Genomic DNA, 25,719 nt, shown 5'->3' with positions numbered 1-25,719 from the left:
CATTGTCGGAGAGTCCGGTTAGTTTCAGTTCCTGCACGCGCCCATCATCTGGCGGGCGCCTCGCCAGGAACATTTTTCAAACGGCATGCACCGTGAAAACTGCCTCACCGGGAACCTTCAGCGTCGCGCCATCAGCCGCGACTTCGATTCCACTCCAGTTTCAAACTGCGCCCCGCCAAGAGGGAGGCGGACGCCAGAGTTTGCTGGCTGTCTTCAGCAACGGCGAGCGAGCTGGTCAGCACGCCGACGGCGAAAATGGAGTTCGTATCACGGGCTTTCGGTTTGCCGGAACTCAGAATTTCACCGCGATCGGCTTGCCTGTGTAAGTGATGGATTTCACAGCCTGCGGAGCGGCGGTAATGCCCGCGTTCTGGTCTGGCGCGGCTAGCACGATGTTCAGCGTGCGCGTGGAGATCATGCCGGGGAAAGAGCCCTTGCGTTCTCCAATGGTGAGGGTGCGCTCCGCATCATTCCACGAGAGTGTGCAGGTGTCGCGACGCCCCTTCTCATAGTCGTAGGTTTCGTTGTCGTCCTCGTAGAGGGTGAACGTTGCGTTAGCACCGGGATACACCCGCACTTCATAAGGAGCGTCCGGCTTTTCTGTGGCGTATTGCACGACAGGGCCAAAGGGCACGATGGAACCGGCTCGGACGAACAACGGCATCCGGTCGAGCGGCACTGATTGCTTCACAGTCTGGCCGCCGGGGTGGCGCACGTTCGTCCAGAAGTCATACCAGTCCGCGCCCGATGGCAGGTAGGTTTCCTGCGCATCGGCCACTTTCTTGCCCGTCGGGTCTTTTAGTTCGCTTGGTGTCCGCCATCCGAGGCGCAAACCGCGATCTCCGCTGCCTTGATTGTAGTCGATCTTTAGGGCGACCTGCTGCCCTTTGCGAAATGTGAGCTTCTGCCCTTTCCACCGCATTGCATGCGTGCCCCAATCGTCCACGGTGAGCTTGCCGTCGAGCCACACTCGCACGCCATCGTCGCCCTCCGCGCCGATCTCGTATTCGCCATCCTCCGGCATGGTGATGGTCGCCTCCCAACGAGCGGAGAAATTGTCGCAGCTTTTCAGTCCGGCGGGCGGTTCGGCCAGCGGCGGCCCGGGCCAGGTGTGATCCACTTTCGCCTCGATGATCTTGCCTGCGGGTTTTTCAAAATTCCTGCCCTCGAAGTATTGCACCTCAATGCCGGGCTTGCCGTCGGGCGTACGAAAGACTGCGGCTGGAATTGTGCCCGGCGGAGGAGTCGGCACGCGAACCATTGCGCGCGTCACCGGATGCACGAGAAAGGCAGGACCAAACATGAACTCGTCGTCGAGCTTGCGCGCCGCTTTGTCATCTGGAAAGTCCATCGGCAGACCGCGCATCATGGTGTAATCCTGCGCGGTGCTCATCCAGGCGAGGCTGTAAATGTAGGGCAGCAGGCGGTAGCGCAGATGATTGGTGGCGATGAGCGACTGGAAGACCTCCGGGTCGGCGTCCTTGAAAACATACGGCTCGCGCTCGATGTCGGCGCCGTGGATGCGGTAGATCGGGTTGAACGCGCCGAACTGGTTCCAGCGGGCGAAGAGTTCGTTGTATTCAGGCGTGGTTTCGCGGCCTTTGCGCCAGTTGCCCGGGACGAAAAAGCCGCCCGTGTCCTGAGTCCAATACGGGTGACCCGCGAATGCGACGTTGATGCCGCCAGCAATTTGATCGCGAAATGTCTGCCAGCTTGAAGTGGTATCGCCCGACCACGGGAGCGCCGCGTAGCGCTGCTGGCCCGCCCACGACGAACGCGTGAGGGTGAGCACGCGCTTGTTGCCGTTCGCTCGCTGGCCCTCATAGACGCCCTTGGTAGTTTCCAGACTGTAAGGATTCAGGTAGCGGGTGAAGTCACCCAGAGCGTTTTTCCCGAGGCTTTTAATATCCGCCTCGACCTTGGCCGCGTCGTGGCAGGCACTGCCCACCTCGACCTCGGTGCCGTCCATCCAGAGCGCGTCCACGCCGACATCGAGCAGACCTTTTTTGACGTGCTTGAAATAAATCTCACGGCCCTCGGCGCTGAACGCATCGTAGATGCGTGCCTGCTTCGTGATCCAGTGCAGCGGCTCGAAGCGCAACCCTTTCGCGTCGAGTTCGTGCGCCAGCTCGGTGCCGTTTCCGATGGACGGCCAGATCGAGTTCATGAGCTTCACATGCAGCTCGTCGTGTAGCGTTTTCGTCAGCGCGACGGGATCGGGAAAGCGTTCCTTGTCCCAGATCATGCCGCTCCACTTGTCGTCCCAAGGAGCCTTCCAATCATCTCTCGCGCCGATGTGGCCGCCCCAGTATTGCCAATCCTGCACGATGTTATCGAGGGGTATCTGCTGCTTGCGAAATTCGCGCACCACTTCGATCAGCCGATCCTGCGTTTTGTAGCGCTCCTTGCTCATCCAGAGGCCGAAGGCGGATTTTGCAAACATCGGTGCCTTGCCGGTGAGCTGGCGGTAGCCCGCGATCACGCCATCCATGTCCTGCCCGGCGATGAAGTAATAATCCACGCCAGCGGGTGCGCTCTCGGCCCAGAACGATGCGCCGGAAGCGTTGTCTTTGAAGATGCTCTTGGAATAAATGTCCCAGAGGATGCCGTAGCGGTTCGTGGAGACGAGCAGCGGGATGACGATACCGATATTGGTCTGCACGAGCAACACTTCCTTGCCGCGATAATCCATGTAGCGCTGATTATATTGGCCGAGACCGTAGAGTGATTCATCGGGCGTGAGCGTGAACGTCTGCCGCACTTCATAAGTCGGAGCGTCGGAGATGGTGACCTCCTTAACTTCCGCTGATTTCTCGCGTGTGATGACCGTTCCGTCGGGTCGTTGAAAGGTTAGCGCACCGGTTTTCTTGTCCGCCAGCACGTGCAGCTTTTCCGAGGAAATCGTCAGCGTATTGGCGGTATCTTTGGTTTCAAACGGCACAGCAGCGGGCTGCGTCATAATCGTGAGACTCGGCTGAGTGGTGTCTGCCTTGCCGGGGTTGGCATTCACGCGGACGATGCCGGGTCCGTAAAAGAGGATGTTTTTGGTCAGGCCACCGACGCGGATTTGGACGCCGCTTTGGAGTTTGGCAAAAGTGAATCCGGGCGTCTCCACGCTGGCAATTTCTACAAGCTGTCCGGCGTCATTGATTCCCGTCGGCACTTGCGCGAGGGCACCAACGGCATGAATGAACAAGGCACCAGCGAGGAGAATGGATGGAGTAGTTTTGAGTTTCATTTGATTCTGTGACTGGGGATTACAAACGTCCGTCCCACGTTAGCGATTCACCTTTTTTGAGTTTTACTTCGCGCGTGGTAAGTCCGGATCGAAGTTTGGCAGAGCGACCGAGCAGTGAACGAATCGTCGCCGACGTGAGCTTTCCGTCCTTCCAACTTAGATCAACCTCAAAGCCGCCCCGCGCGCGCAGGCCTTGGACGGAACCATTTTGCCATGCGCTCGGCAGTGCGGGCAGGAGGTCAATGATGTAGCTCGCCTGATCCGGCGCGGCGGGATCGGTGTAACGCTCTTGGCTTTGCAACAGCATCTCGGAGATGCCGGCGGTCGCTCCGAAGTTGCCATCAATTTGAAAAGGAGGATGCGCGTCGAAAAGATTCGGATAGGTGCCGCCTTTGCTCATCACCACCTTCAATTCCTCGGTCGGTCGAAGCTGCTCGGCGAGAATTTTAAAAGCATGATCACCATCACGCAGCCGCACCCAGAAGTTGATCTTCCATGCCTTGCTCCAGCCGGTGCCTTCGTCGCCGCGAAGCTCCAGAGTCTTCTTTGCCGCTGCAGCCAGTTCCGGTGTGCCGAGAGCGGTAATTTGGTGGCCGGGATGCAGTCCATAGAGGTGCGAGACGTGGCGATGGTGCATGTCATTGGAATTCATGTCCCAATCCCCTCCCCACTCCATGAGTTGGCCGGCCTTGCCGATCTGCGGAGGGCGAATGCGGTCGCGCGCAGCTTGAATTTTCGCTTTGAAATCAGCGTCAATGCCAAGCGCGGCACAGGCTTGGGCTGTGTTGTCGAAAAGATCCCACACGATTGCTTTCTCCATCTCAGCGCCTTCGCACACGCTTGATCTCAGGTGCGTGTCGGTGAAGAAGAAGTTCTCTGGTGAACTGGAAGGCGAGGTAATCAATTTGCCGTCCTCACCTTCGACCAGCTCGGCCAGCCAGAACTCGCACGCGCCCTTCATCGTTGGGTAAGCCGAGCGCAAATACTCGCTATCGCCCGTAAACGCGTAATGCTCCCAGAAATGCTGGCAGAGCCAGCCGTTCGAGCCGAACCACACGCCCCACGAGAGGCGCGCACCGGGGCTCGCCCAGCCCCAGACGTTGCTCTTTGGTCCAGTCACCCAGCCGGGCGCGTTTGGCCCGAAATACGCTTTGGCCGTCTTGGCACCGGGCTCGGCGAGGCTCTCGATGTGGCGGAGCATCGGCGTGTGCATCTCGCTCAAACCCGTCGGCTCGGCGGGCCAGTAGTTCATCTCGAAGTTGATGTTAATCGTGTAGTCGCCGTTCCACGGCGTGCTGAGGCCGTCGGCCCACAGACCCTGCAAATTCGCGGGCGCGGGATTGTCGGGACGGCTGCACGAGATCAATAAATACCGGCCGTATTGGAAGAACAACGCTACGAGCGCGGGGTCGCCATTGCCGTCGCCATAGGCACGGAGGCGCTCGTCCGTGGGCTTGTTCGCAGCGGGAGTCTTGCCAAGGTCGAGTTTCACGCGACTAAAATATTTCTGGTAATCGGCGAGGTGTGCGGCCTTGAGCTGCGCGAAGCTCTTCGCCGCGGCGGCTTGGAGTTCTTTCGCCGCGACGGCGGGATCGGCACCTTTGTAGCCTTTCGCATAGTCCATCACGTAGGACGTGTTCGCGGTCGCGAGGACAAGGGCTTCGGTCGCGCCCTCGATTTTTAACGTATTCCCCTCGCCCGTGATTTTGCCGCCCTTGAGTAGCACTCGAACGTTTACCTGATAGTCGAGGTTCGCGCCTGTGTTGCCCGTCATCACGAGCATGTCTGGCGCGACGAACTTCGTCTGCGCCTTCTCGGGCCGCCCGAGCTTCATGCTGAAACTCAAGGCTCCGGGCCGGCTCGCGGACATTCGCTGGACGAGCACCTTGTCGGGCGCACTGCAAAACAACTCGCGTTCGTAGCTCACCCCGCCTGCCTTATATTGCACACCGGCCTCGGCCGTTTCGAGATTCAGCCAGCGCCGGTAATCGCTCACCGCCCCGAGGGGCGGCTGAAAGTCGAGATTCAGATCGCCGAGCATCTGATATTTGTTCTCGTCGTAGTTTGCCTGGCAGGTAAGGAACTGGTTGCAGAGCTTTTCCGCCTCGTCGTAGCGCCCCTCGCGGATCACCTTGCGAATGTCGGCGAGGTGCGTCCAGCCATCGGGGTTGTTCGCTTTCGGCTGCGGGCCGCCAGACCAGACAGTGATGTCGTTGAGCACGATGCGTTCCTTCACCGGGTCGCCGAAGACCATCGCACCGAAGCGGCCGTTGCCCAGCGGCAGCGCCTCGATCCATTGCGAGGCGGGCTTGTCATACCACAGCGCGGTGGAGGGATTGGGAACGTCGGTATTCGCAGAGAGTGAAGCTATGGAAACGAACATGGCGGCGCAAACGTTTGAAATGAGACGGTGGAGGATCATGAGTTGGATGTTATTGGGTGAGATTGAATTCCCGGACGACGGACTCGGCGGCACGAATTTTAGTTTCGCCGGAGAGGCCGCGCTGCCACGCGACCACGGTTACTTTGATCGGGAATTTTGCGCGCGGCGGGATAGGCGTGAATTTCAGCACGTCGCCGTCCACTTCCGCCGGACCTTCGAGCACGTAATAGCGCACCTGCGTGCCTGCGTCGGAGGTGGCGGCGAGCTTCACTGATTTCGCTCCCGCCCGCTGGTCGGGAATCCCAGGAAAGGTGATGCATTGCTCCGCGCCTTCGATGTTTTGCGGCACGCGAATCATGGCCTGCTGCACAATGCTTTTGAACTTCGCGTCGCCCGGATGGCTGGCCCAGACCCAGATGTCCAAGTTGCGGCGGTCTTCGGTCGAGTTGAGCCGGTTCATCGCGAATTGGAAGGTGTTCGCGTCGATCTGGATCGCGGGGCCGACGATTTTGCGCAGCGTGATCGGGCCGCCGCCGGTGGCGTGTTCGAGCAGTGAGCCAGCCGACAAATACGTCCAACGCGCAGGATTCTGGTTGTGAGTCGCGTCGCCGGGAACGGCGTCCAGGAACGCCGCTTTTAAATGGAACGTCACACCGTCCGCATCGGGAAGAAACGCCGGCTCCACCGGCTCCCCGCATCCTTCGCCCGGAAGCTGGCCACCCGCGGTGACGCTCACGAGCTGCGGCTGTTTGCCGGGCTGATCCGCTCCGTAGTCCTGAATCGCACGGGACGTCTCCTCGTCGAACGCCCAGAACGCCTCCTTCGGGTCGCTCTTGTAGGCGGCCCACGGCGCTGGCTCGACCGTCCGCGGCTGGTTCAAGTGCCAGCGTTGGACGAGCCAGCCTTTCGTGGGATCGACTGGCTTCAGCACCGCTGGTCGATCCAGCAGCATTTCGGTCGGGAGCCGCTCCGCCGCGGCCTTGCGCACGAACATTGCGAGAAAGCGGACGAGCTGGTCTGAGTAATTGAAATGCCCGCTGCCAGGCTCGGCCAGCATCGCGAGCGGCGTCTTCGGATGCTTCTGCCGGAAGGTCAGCGCCGGAGAGAGGCGATCAACGCCATGCTCGTTGTCGCCCCATTCATACTCGCCCATCACCATCAGGCCGGGCACGCCGTCGATGTTGCGCGTCCCCCAATCGGGGTTCGGCCGCCCGCTGCCCGTGAGATTCGTCTGCGGCGCGTCGCCGTGAACGGACAGCACGGCCAGCGTGCGGCCGGGATTCCACGCCGCGAAATTCCACGGGAAGCTCGCGCACGCCGAGTGCCCGAGCGGCACGACCGGCGCGAATTTCAGCTCCGTGTAGCCGGACACGGCGGCCAGTCGATTCATCAGATCGTCGAACCGCTCGCCGGCGCCCTGCTCGAACTCGAAAACCAGATCCGCAATCGGCGCGATGAACACCTCGCCGATGCCTTCGGCCGCCAGCGCCCGGCGGAAGTCCGGATGCTCGAGGATGCCCTGCTCGATCATGTTGTTCTGCGCGACGACCACAGCGCGCAGTTGTTTGCACTCCGGCGGAATCCAGAGGAACGCGCGGCCCTTGCCCATCGGCACGGACCATTGCCAATCGGAGGACGCCGCAGTCGGCATGGGAGCCGCGCAAATCATGCACGCGAGGCTCGTGAGCAGGAGGCAGAGAGATCGTTTCATGGCGCGATGGATGGTTCAGCTCGGGAGGCGGGCGAGAGCAAAGCAGCGCAACCGCCGGTCGGGGAAAGGCACACTTGGGAATTTGCCGAGCCGGTTAACATCAGGCAATCAAGAATTGTATGATTCAGATTCATGAGGTAACGAGAAATCCAATGCGGCTTACTCAATAGACGCGGAACTCCCACAATCCCGGGGAGCCTTGGAGGATCGTGAGTTTCAAGTAACGGGCGCGAACCGGCTTTTGATCAACGTGCGGCGAACGGAGTGCGAGTTCCTCATGGCCGCCGTAGGGCGTCCAGGTTTGGCCATCGAGTGAGGACTCCAGGCGATAGGCGTGGCAGGCGGCCGGTTTCACGAAGTAGGCTTCGGTGCCCACGATGTCGCGCGGAGCGCCCAAATCGATCTGCCACCAGGGCGAGGCATCGCCGTCGGCGGCCATCCAGCGGCTGCCGTTGGAGTCATCAAGAGCGAGATCGGGAGCAAAGGTCTCTGTGCGGTTGAGTGAAGGGTCTTGGTTCGGCTTCACCTTGAGATCCGTACGGACCGAGGACGCCGTGGCGGTGCCGGCAAGCGCGAGGTTGGGACAACGCGAGGAGACTTTGCGAAGTGCGCCGACGCCTTGGTTGGTCAACGTGATCGGCTGGATCGTGCCGTCCGCATTGAACGTCATTTTCTGGGCGAAGGTCTGGCGGTTGGCGCTGCCGCGCCCGTATTCGAGGTGGACGAAATACCAGTCGTCCGTGCCTTCCGGGTGAAAGAAGCTGCCGTGGCCAGGGCCGTAAAGGCCGACCGAGGCGTCGGTCTTGGCGATGATTTTCTCCGTCGGGATCGACCAAGGACCCTCCACGGACGTGGGGCTCATCACGTAGGAGTAAACATATTTTTCATCTCCGCCGAGCGTGTAGAGGTAGTAATAGATGCCCTTGCGTTTGAAAATTGCCGGGCCTTCGGAGTATTGGGTTTCGCCCGTGTTCAAGGTGACGACAGGGCCGTCGGGGCCGGACAGGTCGGGCTTGAGCTTCACCATGCGGCGGCGAGAATAGAACATGTAGGATTGTCCGTCGTCGTCGCGGAAGATCTCCGCGTCGATCGCGGATTTTTGATCGATGGGAAACGGGCTCCAGCCCGAGCCGGGGAAGATGTCCTTGCCGTCCAGCGTGTGGAAGGGGCCGGTCAGATGGTCTGCAACGGTGGCGGTGATTTTTCCGTCCAGCGTCGGGAAAAGGTAGTAGCGGCCGTCGTGCTTCACCGGAGCGCTGGGCGCCCAGTATTTGACATTGAAGTTGTTGGGGAAAATGGAGCCTTCGAAGCTCCAGTTCAGGAAGTCCTTCGATTTCCAGACGACCGGAGTGCCCGAAGTTTTGAGTCCCTGGCCCCAGCCATCGGTCGTGGCATAGCAATAAAAGACGCCGTCGATATCAACGATGCTCGCGTCGGCCACCATGTCGGGGATGAGCGGGCGCCCAAATGGAGATGTGGTGGCTGCGAGGGCCGAGGCGCCGGAGGCCAGCAGGCCGGCGGCAAAAACAAAAGGAAGGCGCAAGGTCATGGCATTTCGCGGATTAGTGGTCTTGGGGATTGAGCGAGGCGGCAAGCATGGTGCGGAAGCCGAAGGTGCCGATTCGACCGTGGGTGGCGACCAAGCGGACAGTCACCGTGGTCTTACCCCGCGTAAGCTCGGGGGGAATTGCGTAGGTGGCTTCGTAGAAGGAGAGGGCTTTGTTATACGACGGCTTGGCGGTGACGAGGCGGCGTCCGTCGATCTCAATGTCGAATTCGCGGCCGCGGTCGTCGCTCCAATACGTGGCTACCAGCGCGATGGGTTTGGCCGGATCGACGGCCATCTCGTAGGAGAACCAGCCGCCGGGGAGCGCGTCGCGCCACTTGCGGTTGCGGAAATCACCCGTCTCGCTGCGGTCGGAGGCGAATTTGTGTTCGACTTCGGATTGCTGGAAACCGGGTTCGACGGTGTCGAGCGTGGCGGCGGCGAGCCGGGCGCGTTGTTCGTCTTCGGCGCGAATGGACGCCTCGCGGGCGGTCCAGTCGGCGGGGGTGAGCAGGGGGAAATAAACCGCGTAGTGTTCCTCGTAGATGAGGTAGAGCGGGACGAAGGCGAGATCGGAGGACTTGACCACGCCGTCGCTGCGGAAGGAGGCGAAGGTGTTGCCGTCGGGCCGGAGATGCGCGAGGAGATCGGCGGTGTCGGCGGCGACGAGCACGGGCGGGGGCTGATCGGTCAGGCCGCGGCCTTTGAGGTGGTCGGAGAAACGTTGTTTCGCGGGATCGGGTGCGCCGGACGGAGTAGGGACGACGCCGGCAAGCACGAGCGGGCCATAAAGGAGGGCGACGGTTTTGCCGCCGGAATTAGGCAGCGGCTCGGTGCGCAGCGTCATGGGAAGACGAAGCTGGATGCGGTCGCCGGTTTTCCAGGTGCGATCAAGCGTGAGGTAGGACGAAGGCGAGGAGGTCACGGCGACGGGCTGGCCGTTGACGGTGACTTCGGGCTGCGCGCACCAGTAGGGGTGGCGGAGCTTGAGGGTGAAACGGGCGGGCTGGGCGGCGGCGATGGTGAAGGAGACAGTGTCGCCTTCTGGGAATTTGGTTTCCTGGCGGAGGGTCACGCCGCGCTCGCGCCAGTCGAGGGTGCTGGCCATGTAGAGGTTGACCCAGAGCGTGTCGGGGCGGTGGAAATACACCTGTTCGCCGTAGCGGGCGGGGTTTTCTATGCCGGTGCCGACGCAGCACCACCAGGAATCGTCCGGGGTGGAGAAGACCTTCACGCCGACGGATTCCAAGCCGAGAAAGTAGCCGAATTCGCCGGGCTGGCGGCCGAGGTTGGCGAGGATGTGATTGAGGAGGGCGCGCTCCACGAAATCCATCTGGTCCGCCTTGGGCTCAACGGAGAACAGGAGGCCGCCCAGCTTGATCATGTTGTAAGAGCCGCAGGTCTCGCCGGTGTGCGGCTTGAGCTTTTGGGGGAACTGCGCGGGCGGGAAAAAGTGCTCGCCTTCGCCATGGGAGCCGTTGGCGAAGGAGCGTTGCCCGACGACACTGCGCCAGAACGTGTTTGCGCCGGCGAGGTCGGTTTCGTCGCCGGTGAGCTGATACTCGCGAGCCAGGCCGATGATCTTGGGAATCTGGGTGTTGGCGTGCTTGCCGTCCAGTTCGTCGCGGCCGTGTTCGAGGGGGCTGAGGACGGCATCTTGGTTGAAGGTGGTTTCGGCGAGCTTCAGGTAACGCGGATCGCCGGTGTCGGCGGAGAGGTCGGCGAAGACCTCGTTCATGCCGCCGTGCTCGGACTGGAGGGTTTGCTGGGCTTGGGCGGGGGTGAGTTTGGCGTAAACGCCGGCGAGGTAGTCGGCGAGGCGGTGTTCGATGTCGAGGGCCTGGGTCGAGCCGGCGAAGCGGTAGGCGTCACGGAGGCCGGCGAGGACTTTGTGCAGGGTGTAATTGGGAACCCATTCGCCGTTGAGGGAGAAGGCGGTGGCCTGGATTTTTCCGGCGCGCAGGTCCTCGTAGATTTTTTTTGCGACGGGGAGGACGTAGCCGTCGCCGTTGGCCTGCTGGCAGTCGGCGAGTTCGGAGACGACGTAGCGGACGCGTTCGAGCGCGCGCGGATCGCCGGTGGAGGCGTAGAGGGCGGAGACGGCGGTGAGGTAGTGGCCGAGGCTGTGGCCGTTGATGCCGCGCGCTTCCCAGCCGCCGTAGCGTTTCGCTTTTTCGGGGAGACCGGCCTGGGCGCGAAAGCCCGAGAGGAGGCGGTCGGGCTCGACCACGTCCAGCAGGTAGCGTGCGTCGAGATCCTGGCGTTCCTTGAACGGACCGTCGAGCAGGCGGATGCGCGAGAGGGGGAACGGCTCGGCCTGAAGTTTGACCGGAACGGCGTCGAGTATGGTGGAGGCAAAGGCCGAGCAGGTAGTGACCATGGAAAAGGCGAGATATTTGAAGGAGTGGGAAATCATAATGGAGTGGGCATCAGCGTGTGGGAGCGATAAGTGAACAAGCCGAAGTCAGTGTAACCGGCGTCGCCTTGGTTGTTGTAGGAAAAAAGGCCCATGCGTTCGCCGGTAATCAGCCCAACCGAAGCGGTAGGGCTCGCCGAGTGGCTCGAAGGTTTTGTCGTCGGCGCTATAGGAGAAGCGGCAGACAGCGTCCAACCCCACTCGGAGCGCAGCCAGAGCGGTTTCGCAGCGACGGCGGGGCCGCGCAGGATCGTCTGGTTGTGCGCGGTCTCGACCACGAGCGCGCCTTGCTTGTGGCGCACCGCGATGGTGGCGCAGTTCCGATTGTAGAGGCAGCGGCCGGCTACCTGGCCGTCGGCCATGCCGGAGGGATCGAGCTCGACGGGGACGAGGGCGAAAAGCTTCACGGGTTTACGGTTTTTGAAAAGGGATGATGTGGCGGCCGGGCGAGAGGGTTTCCGGGGGGCAACCGGGGAGCACGAACTCGGCGGTGGCGCCTTGGGGCACATCGATCGTAAACCGGGGCGAGGGAGATTTTTCCCATGCAACGCCGACGGGGCCGTGCGGAGTGGGGACTTTGCCGGACATCCAGATCAACGTGCCGGGTTGCGGTGCGATGAGGATGCGGTCGTAGCCGGGCGAGAGCGGCGCACGCCGAGGACGTAGCGCGCGATGATGTTGGCCGGAGCCGCGCCCCACGCGTGATTCCAGGTGAGGTTGGGCTTCGCTTTCGCGTCCCACGCTTCGAGTGTCATGGTAGAACCTTGCTCCAGCATGTGCCACCAACCGCGTTTGGTGCGCGCGGTCATGAGGCTTAGCGCGTAGTCGGCGCGGCCGGTTTCGTAGAGCGCTTCGAGCAGATACTGCGCACCGTAAACACTGCACGCCATGCCGCGCGATTGGACGAAGTCGGCGACGGAGGATTGGCGTTCGGCGGGCACGAGGCCGAAGGCGAGCGGGAACATATTCGCGTGAAGCGAGGCGTGGGCGGAGCCTTGTCCGTCGATATAAATCCCGCGCGTCGCGTCGAATAACGTGGCGTTGAAAGCCGCGTAAACGGTGTCGGCTTTGGCGCTCAGGTCGCGGGCCTCGTCGTCTTTTTTGAGGGCGGTGGCGAGGCGGGCGGTGGCGCGGAGGGCGCGATAATAGAAGGCGTTGGCGACGGTGTTTATCTCGGGACCGACTTGCTTTTTCTCCTTCGGATCGACGACGCCGTCGTTGTAGCCGTCGCGCTCGACGGCGGGCCAGTCCACAATGGCGGAGGCGCGCAGGAGGCCGTCGGGGCCGGCCTTGTTCATGAGGAGTTTCTTTTTGATCGCCTCGAAGTTTTTCGCGGCGAGCACGGGGTCGCCGGTCGCAACGTAATCGGCTTCGGCTATCATGGGCATGTGCAGGCTCCACTCGGTCGGCCAGGTGGGATGGGCGAGCAGATGGGCGAAGGTGGCGCGGGCCACGCTTGGATCGAGATCGCAGGCATAGTGCGAGAGTTGGTTGAGATAGGCGTCGGCCTCGTAGGGGATGCGTTCGCGTTCGCCATCGATGTAAACGCCGAACGCGCTCGTCGCCTTCATCGTGTGCTTACATAGGGACCAGATGGCATTGAGGGTTTCGTCGGAGCAGGTGAAGGCGGAGGCGTCGTCGTTGAACGGCGCGGCGACGGCGAGCTGACGCAGGTTTTCGGCGGTGAGCGGGACGGGGGAATTTTCGATTTCGACGTAACGGAAGGGCGTCACTTCGCCGATGGACGCGGGCATTTTCACCGAGGCGTCGCCGAGATGGAATTTCTTTGATGGTAGGGTCAGCTTATAAACGCCGCCGCCGTCGCGCGTGACGAGTTGGATTTCCCGGTAGTTGACGCTGCCTGGCGGCTTGCGGTCGAGGGTGCCGTTGGTGGCGAGTTTTTCACCGAGACGCACGGTGAGGGTGGCGGCGCGGGCCAACGCGGGGATCGTGATCTGGAGGTTGCCGTAGGCATCTTGGCCGAAGTCGGCGAATGTGACGGGGCCGCGCGTTTCCGCCCGCACGGGCGCGAGCGGCGTCACTTGCAACGGCACGGTCTGGGCGAAAGCGCTGGCGAGCGTGGCCAGCCACGCGCCCGCGAGTGTGAAGTAAAGACAGTAGGATTTTTTCATGCGTCGGCGGAGTTCCATATGAGTTCGTGATTGCGGAAGAGGGCGCAGCGGTTCGATTCCACGCGGACGGAGAAGATGGCGCCTTCGTCCGGCTCGCCGCCCACGCGGCAAGCGAGCCAGTGTTCACCGGATTGATGTAAGGAACGCAGCACGGGCATGGTCGAGAGCGAGCCGAGCAGATGGCTGTTCGCGCCGAGATCCACACTGCCGGATTCGCGTTCGCCGAGGAGGTTTTTCAACGACGACACACCGGCCGGGGTGCGCACTTCGGTCGGGCCGATTTCGAGATGCGCGCGGGTGGTCCAGTTGACGGCGAAGCCGGCGTCGAGTGCCCAGAGTTTGCGGGTGGTGCGCAGGTGGTGGACGCGGATGTGACCGGTGGCGTCGGCGATGAGCCAGGTGCGCACCTCGACGTCGGGCCACGGTTGCCAGCGGGAATAGGCCACGCCGTCGTGCACGGTGGCGTCGAGACAGTGTTCGCGGTGGCGGAAGAAACGTCCGTCGTCGCTGAGCGAGAGCACGCTGTCGAGGCCGCCCTCGGCGGGCGTCGTCACGCTGGCGGGGACGCTGAAACCGAAGCGCGTCGAGTAGGCGATTTTGGAATATTTGTGCGGGGCGTTGCGCGGCCAGTCGAGGCAGGGCTGGCCGGGGCTGAGGGCGGTGACGTCGCCGGTTGGGTTGGTGGTGAGGATCAGATTTGCGCCGGGCACGGTATGCACCGAAGGGCGCGGCGGCAGCGGGGCTTCCTCGGCTTGCCAGAAAGGGTGGCTTTCGGGCAGGGCGAGCGGGAGCAGGGCTTTCATCGCCCAGTAGGGCGAGCCGGGGGAGTTGTAGCTTTCGGCCATGAGCAGATTCGGATACGTGTAGCCGATGGTTAGCAGTCCGGTTTCGGAAAAAATCGGCTTACGCATCCACCAACGCAGGTGGCGCAGGTAGAGTCCCTTCATCACGCCCCACGGCAACGCCTCGACATCGGCGAAGGCGAGCGCGCCCCAGAAGGCACCCTGGGCGAAACGATAGGCGAGGCTGCGACCGAAGGGCAGCGCGGAGCCGTCGGCGGCGAAGTAATGTTGGAAGTCTTGCGCAAACGCCCGGGCGCGTTCGGTTAACACGGCCGCGCGCGCGGTATCGCCCGCGAGTTTGGCGTAGATGAGCGCGTAGAATTGAAACGCCATCGGCACATAGTAATCGCCAGTGCGGCCGTCGCGATGATGCGCGCTGTCGGCGCCGTCGGAATACCAGCCGTCGCCGAGGTGAAACGTGTCGGCTAGCGCGAGATCGGCGTCGATTTGTTTCTGGGAAAACGTCTGGCCGCAGCGGCGCAGGGCGAGGTTCACCAGGATGCGGAAGTAGAGCCAGTTGCTCTGGACGACTTTCACCTCGTTGATGCGGAGCAGCCACGACGCGAGCTGCTCGCGGGTATCGGTGGAGAGCGGTTCCCAGAATTTTTCCGGCGCGAGCAGGAGCGCAAAAGCGAAAGCGGCCTGTTCGACGCTGCGTTGGTCGTAGTCGCCGGCCAGGCCCCAGTATTCAGAGTGTGCGGGATCAACGCCGGAGGCGATTCCCTGCTGCCAGAGCGACCAGTGCTCAAACTCACCACCGCCCGCCGACAGCGGCACGAGACCCCAAAGCGGGCGGGCGAAACCTTCCAGCCAGCCGGGCTGTTCGCCGAAATGACCGAGTCCCGCACCAAGTTTTACCTGGGCGCGACCGGGTGAAAAATGCGCCACGAGCGGCGCGGCGAGATCGCGGGCGAGTTGCTGCAAATCAGCACGGGTGCGCAGAGGATTGGCGGCGAAGGGAAGGGCGGTCATCGGGATTTTACCGGGGAATCACTATCTCGGCGGTGTCCAGGCCGGCGACGAAGCAAGGGCGGGCGTCGGGCTTTTGCGGGGTGATCGTGACGCGGTCGAAGGTGATGCCGGCGGCGTGGCGAATCCAGAAGCCGTAGGCGGGCACCGTTTTTCCGAAGCTGAAGGCATCGGGGTAGGCGTTGATGAGTTCAGGCACATTGCGCGTGGCATCTTGTTCGGTGCCGCCGCCACCCACGGTGAGTGTAACGTCGCGGAACATCACGTCCTGCACAAGCGCGCTGGGAATGCCTGAAATGAGGGAGCCGAACGAGCCATTGTCTCCACCGGTGATGTGTTCAAAAACGAGGCGGCGGATGGAGCCTGGCGCAGGCTTGGCCATGTCGGGTTTCACGCGGCCACGGTCGCCGAGGCGCACGCAAAACGGTGCGTTCGCACGATCGATCTTCACATTGGAAACGAGAATGTTTTCAACCGTGCCGCCGTCCACCGCGCCCCATGAAATACCGGAAATACTGCGGGTGCGGCGATAGGCCGCCATGTTGGCGGGGACGCCGCCGATTTCGACGTTTCGAATGAGAACGTTGCGAAACCCGCCCTGTGAATCGGTGCCGAACTTGATCGCGTTGCAGGTGCTGTAAATTTTGCAGTTTTCGACGAGCACGTTTTCCATCGTGCGCAGTCCGGCACCCTTGAAGCAAAGGCCGTCGTCCTCGGAGTTAATGAGGCTGTCGCGGACGATCACGTTGCGGCAGCTGTCGATGTCGATGCCGTCGTTGTTCCCGTTGACCTGACTCTCGACGTGGATGCCTTGGATGATGAGATCGTCGCAGCCGAGGTAGTTTTCCGTCCAGCAGGCGGGGTTGCGCAGGGTGATGCCGTCGATGACGACTTTGCGGCTGTCGAGAATACGAATCATGAACGGACGTCCCGGTGTCTCGGCGATGGTGGCTTTGCCGGGGAAGTTTTGCTGCGTGCCGCGGCCGTCGATCACGCCTGCGCCGCGGATGCCGATGCGCTCGCAGTTCTCCGCGTAGATGAGCGACTGCTTCATCTTCATCCATGTGTCCATGACCGTGAGGCGCGCGGGCACATGGTCGGGGTAGTCGGCGAGATTGGTGCTGCCGAGGAGTTGCGCGCCTTTGGCTACTTCGAGCATCACGCCGTTTTTCAGGACGAGGGTGCCGGTGACGTAGTCGCCTTTTTCCACGAGGACGACTCCACCGCCCGCCGTGGTGCAGGCGTCGATAGCTTTTTGAATCGCGGTGGTGTTGACGGTCGCGCCATCGCCGACGGCTCCGAACTCCGCGACGCGGAAGACGCGATCCGGGACGGGCCAGGGCTTCACCGTTTTCGTGAGCGTGTCGGCCATGACTTCAAGGGATGCACGCAACGGGGCTTCCCAATCCGGGGACTGCGCGAACGCCGAAAGCGGCAGGATCACAGAAAGCAGGAGACTGATTTTTTGAAGTGCGGTCACGGGATTTTTATTGCGCGGCAGAGGCGCGGCGTTGTTTGAGCGCGGCTTCGATTTCGTAGGCGCGCGCCTCGGTGAGGGTGTAGCGGCGGAGGAGAACTAGCGCGGTCACGGCGCCGATGGCGGGCGCGGCGAAGTAGCTGAACTTCATCAATTCCAAGGTGTGAGGCGTTTGGACGCCGCCGGTGGATTTGGCGTTGAAGCCGATCCAGACGAGGAGGAGGCCTGAGATGAGGCCGCCAAGGGAACTGCCCGCTTTCTCGAACCAGGCGAGCAGCGAGCCGAAGACAGCCTCGCGGCGCAGGCCGGTGGCGTATTCGTCCTCATCGGCGAGGTCGGCGATCATTGAAGTGGGGATGAGCGTGAAGCCGGCGTTGGCTACGCCGTTGAACGAGAGGACGATGAGCTGCCACCACGGCTGGCCGGGGATGTAGAGGAAGAGTTTGCAGACGCAGCCGACGATGAGCAGCCCGGCGGCGGTTTGCAGCGCGGCCTTTTTCCCGATGCGGCGGGCGAGCCACGGAAAAAAGAAAAGCGAGGTGAGCAGCGCGGCGACGTGATAGGACGAGCCGATGAAACGCAGTGCGGAGAACGCGGCCTGCTTGTCGCCGCCGAAGACGTAATAGACGTTCATGTAGCTCGACATGATGCCGACGAGGCTGAAGCAGAAACAGAAGATGAACCGCGCCCAGAGCACAGTCATGAACTGGCTGTTGTGCCAGACAGCACGGAGGCTGGCCAGGAGCGCGATTTTTTCCTGACGGGCGGCCACGCGGTGGTAGTTGCGCTCGCGGCAGAGCAGGAGCGGCACGAGGCCAAGCGCGACAAAAAAGACGACACAACCCGCCGAGACCCAGCGGATGCCGGTGATGGGATCGGCTGCGCCGGTCGCGGAATTGTGAAATTGATAAACGAGCCACGGCAGCCACTGGCTGCCGATCTGGATGACGAACCCGAAGGCGAGCGACACGCCTACGATGCGGCTGCGCTCGTGATAATCGTCGGTCGCTTCCAGCAGCAGTCCGTTCAACGGCATCGAGAACAGCGCGTAGCAGGCATAGAAGGCCAGGGAGACGATCAGCAGATGCCAGAAGAGCCCTGTGCCCGAGGCGTCGCGGGGAAACCACCACAACGCGGCAAAAAGCAACGTCAACGGCACGAGTGAGACGGCCATCAACGGAAGGCGCCGGCCCCAGCGGGAGCGAAAATTATCGGAGAATTGACCGATGACCGGGTCGATCATCGCGTCCCAGATGCGCTTGATGAAGTCGATCAGGCTGAGCAACGCGGGGCTCATGCCCATCGTCATGTTGTAGATCGGATTCGCGAGGACGTATTGGGAGCCGTGGGTGCCTTCGACGACCATGCGGCCGCAGCCGAGGCCTATTTTTTCGCGCAGCGGCACGCGATCCTTCAGCGCGGTTTCGTGGTGATGCGGGTGAGCAGAAGAGGTGTCCATGGGGATTGCTTACGGGCGTTGGTGGATGGTGGTGGCGGTCATGCGGGGCGCGCGGCTCATTTGGTCTGCGGCGCGGGCGCGCCCGGAGCGACGTTCGAGTAGGCAGAGTAGCCTCCGGTGTTGTAGGCGCGAATGCGGTAACCGAACTCTCCGTCCGCGAGAATGAGATCATCAGCAGAAATCCCCCAAATCCCCCACCCCCGCTTCGCTGCGGCGGCTTCGACGGCGAGGAAGTGCCCGGCACGGAACGGCGTAGCGTGGGCGTCGGAGGCTTCGGGGCTGCCGCAGCGAAGCGGAATCGCCTCTCCCACGGCTGGCACGGTGAGCACCTGCTGGCAGCTCGGGCAATCCACGGCGTGGCCCGCCCATTCGTCGGCGACTTCGAGGTTCTGAGTGCAATGCGGGCAAATGAGTTTCATAGATTATGGAAGAAGGACGACTCGGTAAAAATGTTTGCTCTGCGTGGCCCCGCCAGCGTCGGTGATCTGCACGACGCCGCCCGTTCCGGCGATGTTGTTCAGCAGGGTGGTCCATGAGCCGGCTTGCAGCGTGTCGGAGCGCTCCACGCGGTAGGTTTTTCCGGATACGGACGGAAAGCTTACCACGAAGTCGTTGCCGCTCACTTGGAGTTCGCTGATTTTCAGCGTGCTGGTGGCGTTCGTGGGATCGGTGCCGGTGAGGAACTCCTGGGCGTTGGTCCAGCCGTCGCCATCCGGGTCGGCCGTGTCGGCGGCGGTGCTGACGCTGTCGATCATGCCGAAATAGGTTTGCCGCCACGTCTGCACGGCAGAGAGCGGCCGTGCGCTGGTTTCCGCTGAATTGGCGCTCTCACCGATGGCATTGAGCGCGCTGACGACATAATAATAGGTCGTGCCATTGGTCAGTCCGGAGTCGCTGAACGCAGTCGTCGTCACGCCGGCGGCCGCGGTCGTATAGGGACCGCCGCTGGTGGTGGCGCACTTGACGTTGTAGCCGGTGGCGCGCGTCGAGGCATTCCAAATCGTTGCGACCAGGGCGTCGCCCGCCGTGGCAATGACTCCGGTGGGAGCCGCGGGGGGCGTGGCCAGCGCGGTGATCTCGGACACGCTCATCGCGTAGCCGTGGATCTGGAATTCATCGATCACGCCGTTGAGATACGGGTCGGCGGAGAACTGTGATCGACCGAGGTAATTCAAGGTCGTGGCACCGAGACTGGAGGGCCTGAGCGTCATGGCCGTGTTGGTCCCGACGGAGACGCCGTTGACGTAGAGAGTCCCGGTCGAGCCGGACAAGACCACCGCCACGTGCGTCCAAGCGCCGGCGGCGATCGCGGTGTTGCCGGTGATCACTTGTTCGGCGGAAGGGGTCGTCTTAATCGCGAAACGGACGCCGGAGCCGTTGGTGGGCGTCAGTAACATGTAGTTCGCCGTGCCGGTGCCGAAGTCGAAGATGCGCGTCCAGGCGGTCACGCTGTTCAGCTTCACCCAGGCGGAAATCGTGCAATCGTTGAGACTGCTGACGACGCCGGCCGGTAGGGTTACGTGATCATTGGTGCCATCGAGGCTGACGGCGTTGGCGAATTTTCCGGTCGTCCAGGCGGGGCCGTTCACCAGCGTTCCGTTCCAACCGTTGCCCGATGAATCCGCCGCCGTCGTGCCCGTGGTCTCGTTGAAATGCAGGCTGACGTTGGGCTGCATGCCGGGAGCGTCCTGATTGTAGGTCACCTCCAGCACCGGCGCATAACCGCTGGCGGAATCCTCGCCGGAGTTGAAGCTGACGTAGTCATTCCCTCGGTCGTCGTTATCATCGAGGGTGAAATAGACGCGGCATTGCGTGGTGCCGGTCTTGTTGATCAATCCCCGTCCCGCTTGATTCAGGCTGCCGGTGGACCAGGCGCCGGTGCTCGCCGCATTGCTCATCGTAGCCACCGTCGCGACATCGGCCGTGGCTTCGAAATCGCCGATCTGCAAGGTGGTGCTTGCGGAGTAACCGGAGCCTGATTTGACATCGACGTAACAGGTTCCGTGGGTGGTGAAGGGATTGGTTCCGCTGCCTCCGGAGCGCCGCATCTTCAGGGTCGCCGAGATGATGGTGGCGTCATCTGGAATCGAGGAGGTATCGAAGGAGACGATCGTCTTGTATTGCCGGTCCGACGAGTCGTCGCCGATGCGCAGGCTGGTTGATGTGATCGTGCCCCCCGCGTTGCTCGTCTCGCTCGACTCGCGCACATAGCCATCCTGCGCGGAGGCGGAGTTGAAGGTGACCGTCGTGCCGGGGGTTAGCGGGATGACGGATGCCTCGGGGGAATCAAGACCTTCGCCGGCCGCGTTTACGGGCGACACCACATAATAATACGTCGTGCCGGCGGTGAGGTTGGCGTCCGCGTAACTGAGGGCACTTACCCCCGTGGCCAGAACCGTGTAAGGTCCTCCGCTGACGAGCGCGCGTTTAATGTTGTAGGAAGTCGCGCCGTCGGAAGCCGTCCAGCCGAGTGACGCGGCCTGGTAGCCGGCGGTGGCGGTGAGGGCGGCGGGAGCGACGGGGAGCGAGACGAGGGTGACATTGTCAAACGTCGCCGTGCAGGGAGTGCCATCGAGGTGGCTGGTCACCGCCAGCCCGATATAGACGTTGGTGCCCAGGGTGATCGTCGCGCTGCCGGTGGAAACCCAGGTCGATCCGTCCGCCGAGCGGTAGCCTTGGAGCGTGTTGCCGGCGCGCACGACGCGCACCCAATAAGGAGGGGCAATGCCGGTGGTGTTGCTGCTGGCGGAGGTTCCACCGTCGGTCGTCCGCGTCTGCCATGTGACTCCGTTGGTGGTCGTCGGGGTGAGCAGGACGGCGGCGTTCGAGGCGTTGGCCGCCAGCGAGCTTCGAACCATCACGCCGGCCTTGGCCCAGGCATTGGTGTTTTGCACGCTCACCACCCGGGCGGTGAGGCTGCAGTCGCCACCGACCAGCACGCTGCGGAAGTAAAACTCATCCAGCGTGCTCCAGATATCGGCTCCGGAGCCGATCACCGTGTAGGTGCCGGTCGCGTAACTGCTGCTTCCAGCGGCGGCCACGGCGCCGATATCCTGACCGCTCCAGGAAATCGCGTAGGGGATGCCAAACGCTTCCGTGGAATCGGCGCTTGAGCCGAGCCAGTTGTTGGCGCTGACCACGTAGTAATAGGTGCTGCCGTTGGTCAGACCAGTGTCGAGGAAGGTGGTGGCGGTCACCGCCGAGCCGTTGGTGACTGTGGCGTAAGGTCCGCCGCTGACGGTGGCGCGTTTGACGGTGTAGGAGGTGGCGGCGTCGGCTTGAGGCCAGCTCAAGGTCACGTAGCCGTCATTGCCCGTCGCGGTGAGTGCCGCGGGAACGGTGGGAGCGGGAGTGGCTTGGGCGAGAACTTCCGCCGCGGTGAGCGCGCGGTTGTAGATGCGGAACTCATCGACCGCACCGTTGAGATACGGGTCGTTGAACTGTGATTTGCCGATGTAATTTAGCGTGGTGGACCCGAGGCTCGACGGGGTGAGCGTCATCGCCGAGTTCGTCCCGGCGACCACGCCGTTGATGTAGAGCGTGCCCACGGACCCGGAGAGGGTCACCGCCACATGGGTCCAGACCCCGGTCGTGGTCACGATGGTGCCGCTGTTGATCTGTTGCTCCGTCACCGATGGCGTGCGGATGGCGAAGCGCATTTTGTTCGCGGTCGAAGGCGCGGGGCAAAGGAACATGTAGTTCGTCGTTCCCGTCCCGAAGTCGAAGATCCGCGCCCAGGTCGAAATGCTGCCGAGTTTTACCCAGGCCGAGAGGGTGAAATCAGTCTGACCGTTCATCACTCCGGCGGGCAGCGTCGCATACTGGCTCGACCCGGAGGCCAGGTTGACCGCGTTCCCGTAGAGGCCGGAGATCCGTGTCGGGGTGTTGACGAGAGTGGCGTCGAAACCGTTGCCACTGGAATCGGCGGCGGTGGTGCCGGAGGTCTCATCCAACTTGAGGTAGGCAATGAGATCAGAAAGGACGACGCTGTCCTCGTCTGAATTGGCACTTTCCCCAAGGGTATTGGTGGCGGAGACCACGTAGTAGTAGGTGACACCGATGGAGAGCCCGCTGGTGTCGGTGTAGTTGGTGGCGGTGAGGCCCGAGGCGATCGTCGTGTAGGGGCCGCCGCTGGTGGTGCCGCGCTTGACGCTATAGCTCTGCGCCGTGGCGCTCGTGTTCCAGGTCAGCGTGATCTTGCTGGACGCAGGAACGGCGAGGACGCCCGTCGGCATAATGGCGGGGACGCCGCTCAGCAGCGCGGTGACTTCCGAGGCGCTGAGCGCGTAATTGTAGAGGCGGAAGTCATCGATCTGGCCATTGAGAAGCGGGTCGGACGCATACTGGCTTTTGCCGATGTAGTTCAGCGTCAGGCTGATGTTGGCCGGCTCGTTGGTGACGGCGCTGTTGGACGCCTTGGCCACGCCGTTCACGTAAATGGTGGCGGTGCTGCCGTTAAGGGTCACCGCGACATGCACCCATTGGTTCTTCGGTAGCGGGGCGGTGTCCACGTATTGGTCCACGCCGTTTTCCCGGATGAGGAAACGCATGTTCGAGCCGTTGGAGGGCGTGAGATAGATGTATTCGTCGGTGCCGCTGCCGAAATCGAAGATGCGCTGCGGGGCGTTCCCGCCATTCCAATAAACCCAGGTGGCAACCGTGAAGTCGTTGTAGGTCATCCCGGAAAGCGTTCCGAGGGTCACATAATTGGTGGTGCCGTCGAGAAGGAGCGATTGGTTGAACACACCGGTCCCATACGACGGGGTGCCTGTCAGGGTCGCGGTGGTCGCGCCCAGACTGTCGGATGCAGAGCCGTCGAGGAGGAAACGCGTTTGCAGGGCGGGCGCGAGGACCGAGATCGTGAGGGTCGCGTCGTTGAAGGCGCCGGAGGAGTCGGTTGCGCGCACGACGAAGCTGTTCACCCCGACGTTGGCCGCGGCGGGCGTGCCGGAGAGCGTGCCGTTGGCGGCGACCGCCAGCCACGCGGGGCCGCTGACCTTGCTGAAGGAGATCGTGTCGCCGACATCAACATCGGAAGCGTCGTTCGCCAGCGTTCCAATGTAGGCGATGTTCTGCGTGACGGAGAGCTTGTAGATGGGGTTCGTGCTCCAAGTCGGAGCGTCGTTCACGTTGGCGACGGTGATATAGAGGTTAGCGTCGTCGGTGGCGCCGGAGGAGTCGGTCACGCGGACAACAAAGGCGTTTACACCCACATCGCCGTTCGCAGGCGTACCGCTGAGTGCGCCGTTGCTGGCGACCGTGAGCCACGCGGGGCCGGTGACTTTGGAGTAGGTGAGCGTGCCGCCATTGGCATCAGTGGCCAGGCTGGCGAGCGTCTGCGCGGAGCCGCTGTAATTGATGCCCTGCGTGGCATCGACGGGCTTGATCGGGTTGGCGGTGAAGACGGGAGCGGCGTTGGCACCTCCCTGGCCCCAGAGGTTGTAGATTTCCTTTCCGGTCATGCCGTAATTGGCGATGCGGAAGTTGTCGATGCGCCCGCTGAAGTAGGCGTCGGGGTTCCACATGCTACGGCCGAGGTAGCAGAAGGGCTGGCTGAACATCGGGGCGAGCCGGGGCGAGGAGCCGGACGCGACGGGCTTGCCATTCACGTAAAGGGTGGCGGTTTCGCCGTTGAAGGTGACGGCGAGGTGCGTCCAGGTGGCGGTCGGCATCGTAGGGCCGACGAGGGTGATCGTGCCGTTGTTGACGCGGGAAGTCGTCATCTGAAATTGCAATTTGCCGCTGCCGTTTTTGACGGTGAGCATCATGAACTTCTCGATTTCGCTGCCGAAATCGAACACGCGCTGGTTGGCGTTGCCGCCGTTCCAATAGACCCAGCCGGCGAGGGTGACGTCGCGGGAGAGGCCGGAGTTGACCGGGAGCTGGACGTATTGGTCGGTGCCGTTGAGCGAAATCGCCTGCCCGCCGCCGAAGCCGGCGGCGTAGCCGGGGGCGGTGACACCGCCCCCGGCGGTCGCGTGGCGGGTGCCGGTGCCGTCGTTCGTATTTCCTTCGAAGCTGTAGCTGGCAACGAGCGCCTGGTTCGCGAGCAGCGGGGGGCTCTCGAGGTTGCCCGTCGGAGTAATGGCGACGACTTTGTAGTAATAGCTGCCGCCGTTCACCACCGTGGTGTCCGTGAAATTGAGGTTGGGTTCGACGGCTGTGCCGAGCGTCGCGTAGGGACCGGCGGCGCTGGCACCGCTGGCGGTTCTCTGAATCTGGTAGCTCGTCGCGGTGGGGCTGCCCCACCAATTCAGAATGAGCTGGTTCTTGCTCCATTGCGCGAGCAGGCCGCTGGGCGCGGCGCTGGTGGTCGTGTCGTCCCGTGCGTAAGTGAGGCTGCCGAGGCCGAGGGAATCCGCTGCGGAGGCAGGGCTGGTGAGCGTGGGGAACCCCTCGGGCCGGATCACGTTCATCGCGATCTTGCTCCACGGCGCGGCGACACCTTGGACGTTTGCGTAGTGGTTGTAAACCAGCTCCCAGGCGGGGTAGTTGCCCACCCATCGGCCGGTGCTCGAGAGCGTCTCGTTGGTGGCGGTATCGGTGTTGCTGTGATAGACCCAGGACACGTCATCGTTGCCGAGGTTGTATTTCGCGATGTATTCGTAGGCGCGCAGCACCCGGTTGTTGTCGTAGCCGAAGAGGTCGTCGCCCTGGTTCCACGCCATCTGGCAAAGCAGCCCCATCGAATACCAGCCGCCCTCATTGTGGAACTGGTCGCGCCCGCTCTCCTCGGTCTGCGAGGTGCCGTCGGGGTGGATGTACCACGCCGCGCGTTCCACGCGTCCGTTGCCCGAGCCGAATTTGAAGTAGTCCACAGCCTGCTGGTAAACCGCCCGGTTGTCGCAAAGGATGCCGATGGCGGCCATCGAGGCCAGGTTGTCCGCGTCCCAGTTCAGCCGGTAGTGCGTGTTGCCGCCAGCGTTCACGGGCGTGCCGAAGTGATACCAAAGATACTCTTCGTTCGCGATGTAGAACACGCGCATCATCATATCCTTGTAGGCCTGCTTTTGCGCCGCAGGCCAGCCGGGGTAGGTGCTGAGGATTTCGCCGCCGGTGGCGAAGAGATAACCGCAGATGCCGGAGGCGAGGGATTGATTGCTGTCGCCCGTGATGCCGAGAAGCGTGCCCGACCAAGCGTTGGCGATCCACACGGCTTGGTTTGCATAGGCCACGTCGCCGGTGAGTTTCCAGCGCAGGGAGAGTTCGTAGAGTGACTGCGCGTCCCACTGGGCGCGGGTGTAGTTGTCGGCCGCTGTGCCGCCTCGATTGATATACTGGGCCGGCGTGGGCCCCCAGCCCGTTGACGCGAAGCGGGCGCCCGTAAGCTGGTCATAGCTGGTTTTCCACGGCGCGGTGCCCGCGGCGATCTTGGCCTTCATGCGGTCGAAGTCGGCCTCCGTGTGCAAGGCGCCCGGGTGCACAAAGGGCGCATAGGGCGTCGTCGATGCCGTCATGTTCACCTGGAACACCCGGTCGCCGGACAGGGGCGTGACCGTCGACCCGCTGCGCGAGTAGGCCGTGCCGCCGGCGTAGGGATCGGCGC

The 25,719-nt window shown here is 62.7% G+C and carries 14 protein-coding genes; 1 reads left to right on the top strand and 13 read right to left on the bottom strand.

The window, feature by feature from the left end:
- The first annotated feature begins 92 nt into the window (after positions 1 to 92).
- The gene (locus ABIT76_11220) at positions 93 to 326 is read left to right on the top strand and encodes a hypothetical protein (GenBank protein MEO7933717.1); all 234 of its coding nucleotides are present in this window, start codon (positions 93 to 95) and stop codon (positions 324 to 326) included.
- Here the strand turns inward: ABIT76_11220 and ABIT76_11215 are convergent.
- The 13 genes from ABIT76_11215 to ABIT76_11155 all read right to left on the bottom strand — a co-directional run bounded on the left by ABIT76_11215 (position 293) and on the right by ABIT76_11155 (position 25,630).
- On the bottom strand, positions 293 to 3,238 hold the full coding sequence (locus tag ABIT76_11215) for a TIM-barrel domain-containing protein (protein MEO7933716.1): 2,946 nt from the start codon (positions 3,236 to 3,238) through the stop codon (positions 293 to 295). The genes ABIT76_11220 and ABIT76_11215 overlap by 34 nt on opposite strands.
- A gap of 19 nt (positions 3,239 to 3,257) precedes the next feature.
- Positions 3,258 to 5,660, bottom strand: coding sequence for a glycoside hydrolase family 95 protein (locus ABIT76_11210; protein ID MEO7933715.1), 2,403 nt, complete (start codon positions 5,658 to 5,660; stop codon positions 3,258 to 3,260).
- A 10-nt stretch (positions 5,661 to 5,670) separates the two neighbouring features.
- Complete coding sequence (locus tag ABIT76_11205) at positions 5,671 to 7,332, bottom strand: hypothetical protein (GenBank protein ID MEO7933714.1); 1,662 nt, start codon at positions 7,330 to 7,332, stop codon at positions 5,671 to 5,673.
- 163 nt (positions 7,333 to 7,495) lie between these two features.
- Positions 7,496 to 8,881 carry a family 43 glycosylhydrolase gene (locus tag ABIT76_11200; protein MEO7933713.1) on the bottom strand — a complete coding sequence of 462 codons (1,386 nt, stop codon included), beginning with the start codon at positions 8,879 to 8,881 and terminating at the stop codon, positions 7,496 to 7,498.
- A 13-nt stretch (positions 8,882 to 8,894) separates the two neighbouring features.
- A complete protein-coding gene (locus tag ABIT76_11195) occupies positions 8,895 to 11,294 on the bottom strand; it encodes a beta-L-arabinofuranosidase domain-containing protein (GenBank protein ID MEO7933712.1) in 2,400 nt (799 codons plus the stop codon).
- Positions 11,291 to 11,701: a hypothetical protein gene (locus tag ABIT76_11190; GenBank protein ID MEO7933711.1), complete on the bottom strand. Its 411-nt coding sequence runs from the start codon at positions 11,699 to 11,701 to the stop codon at positions 11,291 to 11,293. Before ABIT76_11190 ends, ABIT76_11195 begins: the two co-directional genes overlap by 4 nt.
- Before the next feature lie 4 nt (positions 11,702 to 11,705).
- Positions 11,706 to 11,882 (bottom strand): alpha-L-rhamnosidase C-terminal domain-containing protein, encoded by a 177-nt coding sequence (locus tag ABIT76_11185; protein MEO7933710.1) that lies wholly within the window; start codon positions 11,880 to 11,882, stop codon positions 11,706 to 11,708.
- A 5-nt stretch (positions 11,883 to 11,887) separates the two neighbouring features.
- Complete coding sequence (locus tag ABIT76_11180) at positions 11,888 to 13,426, bottom strand: alpha-L-rhamnosidase (GenBank protein MEO7933709.1); 1,539 nt, start codon at positions 13,424 to 13,426, stop codon at positions 11,888 to 11,890.
- Complete coding sequence (locus tag ABIT76_11175) at positions 13,423 to 15,240, bottom strand: DUF2264 domain-containing protein (GenBank protein MEO7933708.1); 1,818 nt, start codon at positions 15,238 to 15,240, stop codon at positions 13,423 to 13,425. The genes ABIT76_11180 and ABIT76_11175 overlap by 4 nt, the downstream gene beginning before the upstream one ends.
- A gap of 7 nt (positions 15,241 to 15,247) precedes the next feature.
- Positions 15,248 to 16,717: a glycosyl hydrolase family 28 protein gene (locus tag ABIT76_11170; protein ID MEO7933707.1), complete on the bottom strand. Its 1,470-nt coding sequence runs from the start codon at positions 16,715 to 16,717 to the stop codon at positions 15,248 to 15,250.
- 7 nt (positions 16,718 to 16,724) lie between these two features.
- Positions 16,725 to 18,173, bottom strand: a complete 1,449-nt coding sequence (locus ABIT76_11165) for an MFS transporter (GenBank protein MEO7933706.1) — start codon at positions 18,171 to 18,173, stop codon at positions 16,725 to 16,727.
- A 56-nt stretch (positions 18,174 to 18,229) separates the two neighbouring features.
- Positions 18,230 to 18,592, bottom strand: a complete 363-nt coding sequence (locus tag ABIT76_11160) for a hypothetical protein (protein MEO7933705.1) — start codon at positions 18,590 to 18,592, stop codon at positions 18,230 to 18,232.
- A 3-nt stretch (positions 18,593 to 18,595) separates the two neighbouring features.
- Positions 18,596 to 25,630, bottom strand: coding sequence for a LamG-like jellyroll fold domain-containing protein (locus ABIT76_11155; protein MEO7933704.1), 7,035 nt, complete (start codon positions 25,628 to 25,630; stop codon positions 18,596 to 18,598).
- Between the last annotated feature and the right edge of the window lie 89 nt (positions 25,631 to 25,719).

Source organism: Chthoniobacterales bacterium (assembly GCA_039930045.1).
Taxonomy (GTDB): Bacteria; Verrucomicrobiota; Verrucomicrobiia; order Chthoniobacterales; family DASVRZ01; genus DASVRZ01.
The sequence above is the reverse complement of the archived record's forward strand: the minus strand, read 5'-3'. Positions and strand labels throughout refer to the sequence as shown.

Coding starts and splice junctions, on each gene's coding strand:
- ABIT76_11195 (MEO7933712.1), bottom strand. CDS start 11,294: ATGATTTCCCACTCCTTCAAATATCTCGCCTTTTCCATGGTCACTACC.
- ABIT76_11155 (MEO7933704.1), bottom strand. CDS start 25,630: ATGACGGCATCGACGACGCCCTATGCGCCCTTTGTGCACCCGGGCGCC.
- ABIT76_11185 (MEO7933710.1), bottom strand. CDS start 11,882: ATGTCCGGCAAAGTCCCCACTCCGCACGGCCCCGTCGGCGTTGCATGG.
- ABIT76_11160 (MEO7933705.1), bottom strand. CDS start 18,592: ATGAAACTCATTTGCCCGCATTGCACTCAGAACCTCGAAGTCGCCGAC.
- ABIT76_11210 (MEO7933715.1), bottom strand. CDS start 5,660: ATGATCCTCCACCGTCTCATTTCAAACGTTTGCGCCGCCATGTTCGTT.
- ABIT76_11200 (MEO7933713.1), bottom strand. CDS start 8,881: ATGACCTTGCGCCTTCCTTTTGTTTTTGCCGCCGGCCTGCTGGCCTCC.
- ABIT76_11180 (MEO7933709.1), bottom strand. CDS start 13,426: ATGAAAAAATCCTACTGTCTTTACTTCACACTCGCGGGCGCGTGGCTG.
- ABIT76_11215 (MEO7933716.1), bottom strand. CDS start 3,238: ATGAAACTCAAAACTACTCCATCCATTCTCCTCGCTGGTGCCTTGTTC.
- ABIT76_11175 (MEO7933708.1), bottom strand. CDS start 15,240: ATGACCGCCCTTCCCTTCGCCGCCAATCCTCTGCGCACCCGTGCTGAT.
- ABIT76_11165 (MEO7933706.1), bottom strand. CDS start 18,173: ATGGACACCTCTTCTGCTCACCCGCATCACCACGAAACCGCGCTGAAG.
- ABIT76_11205 (MEO7933714.1), bottom strand. CDS start 7,332: ATGAAACGATCTCTCTGCCTCCTGCTCACGAGCCTCGCGTGCATGATT.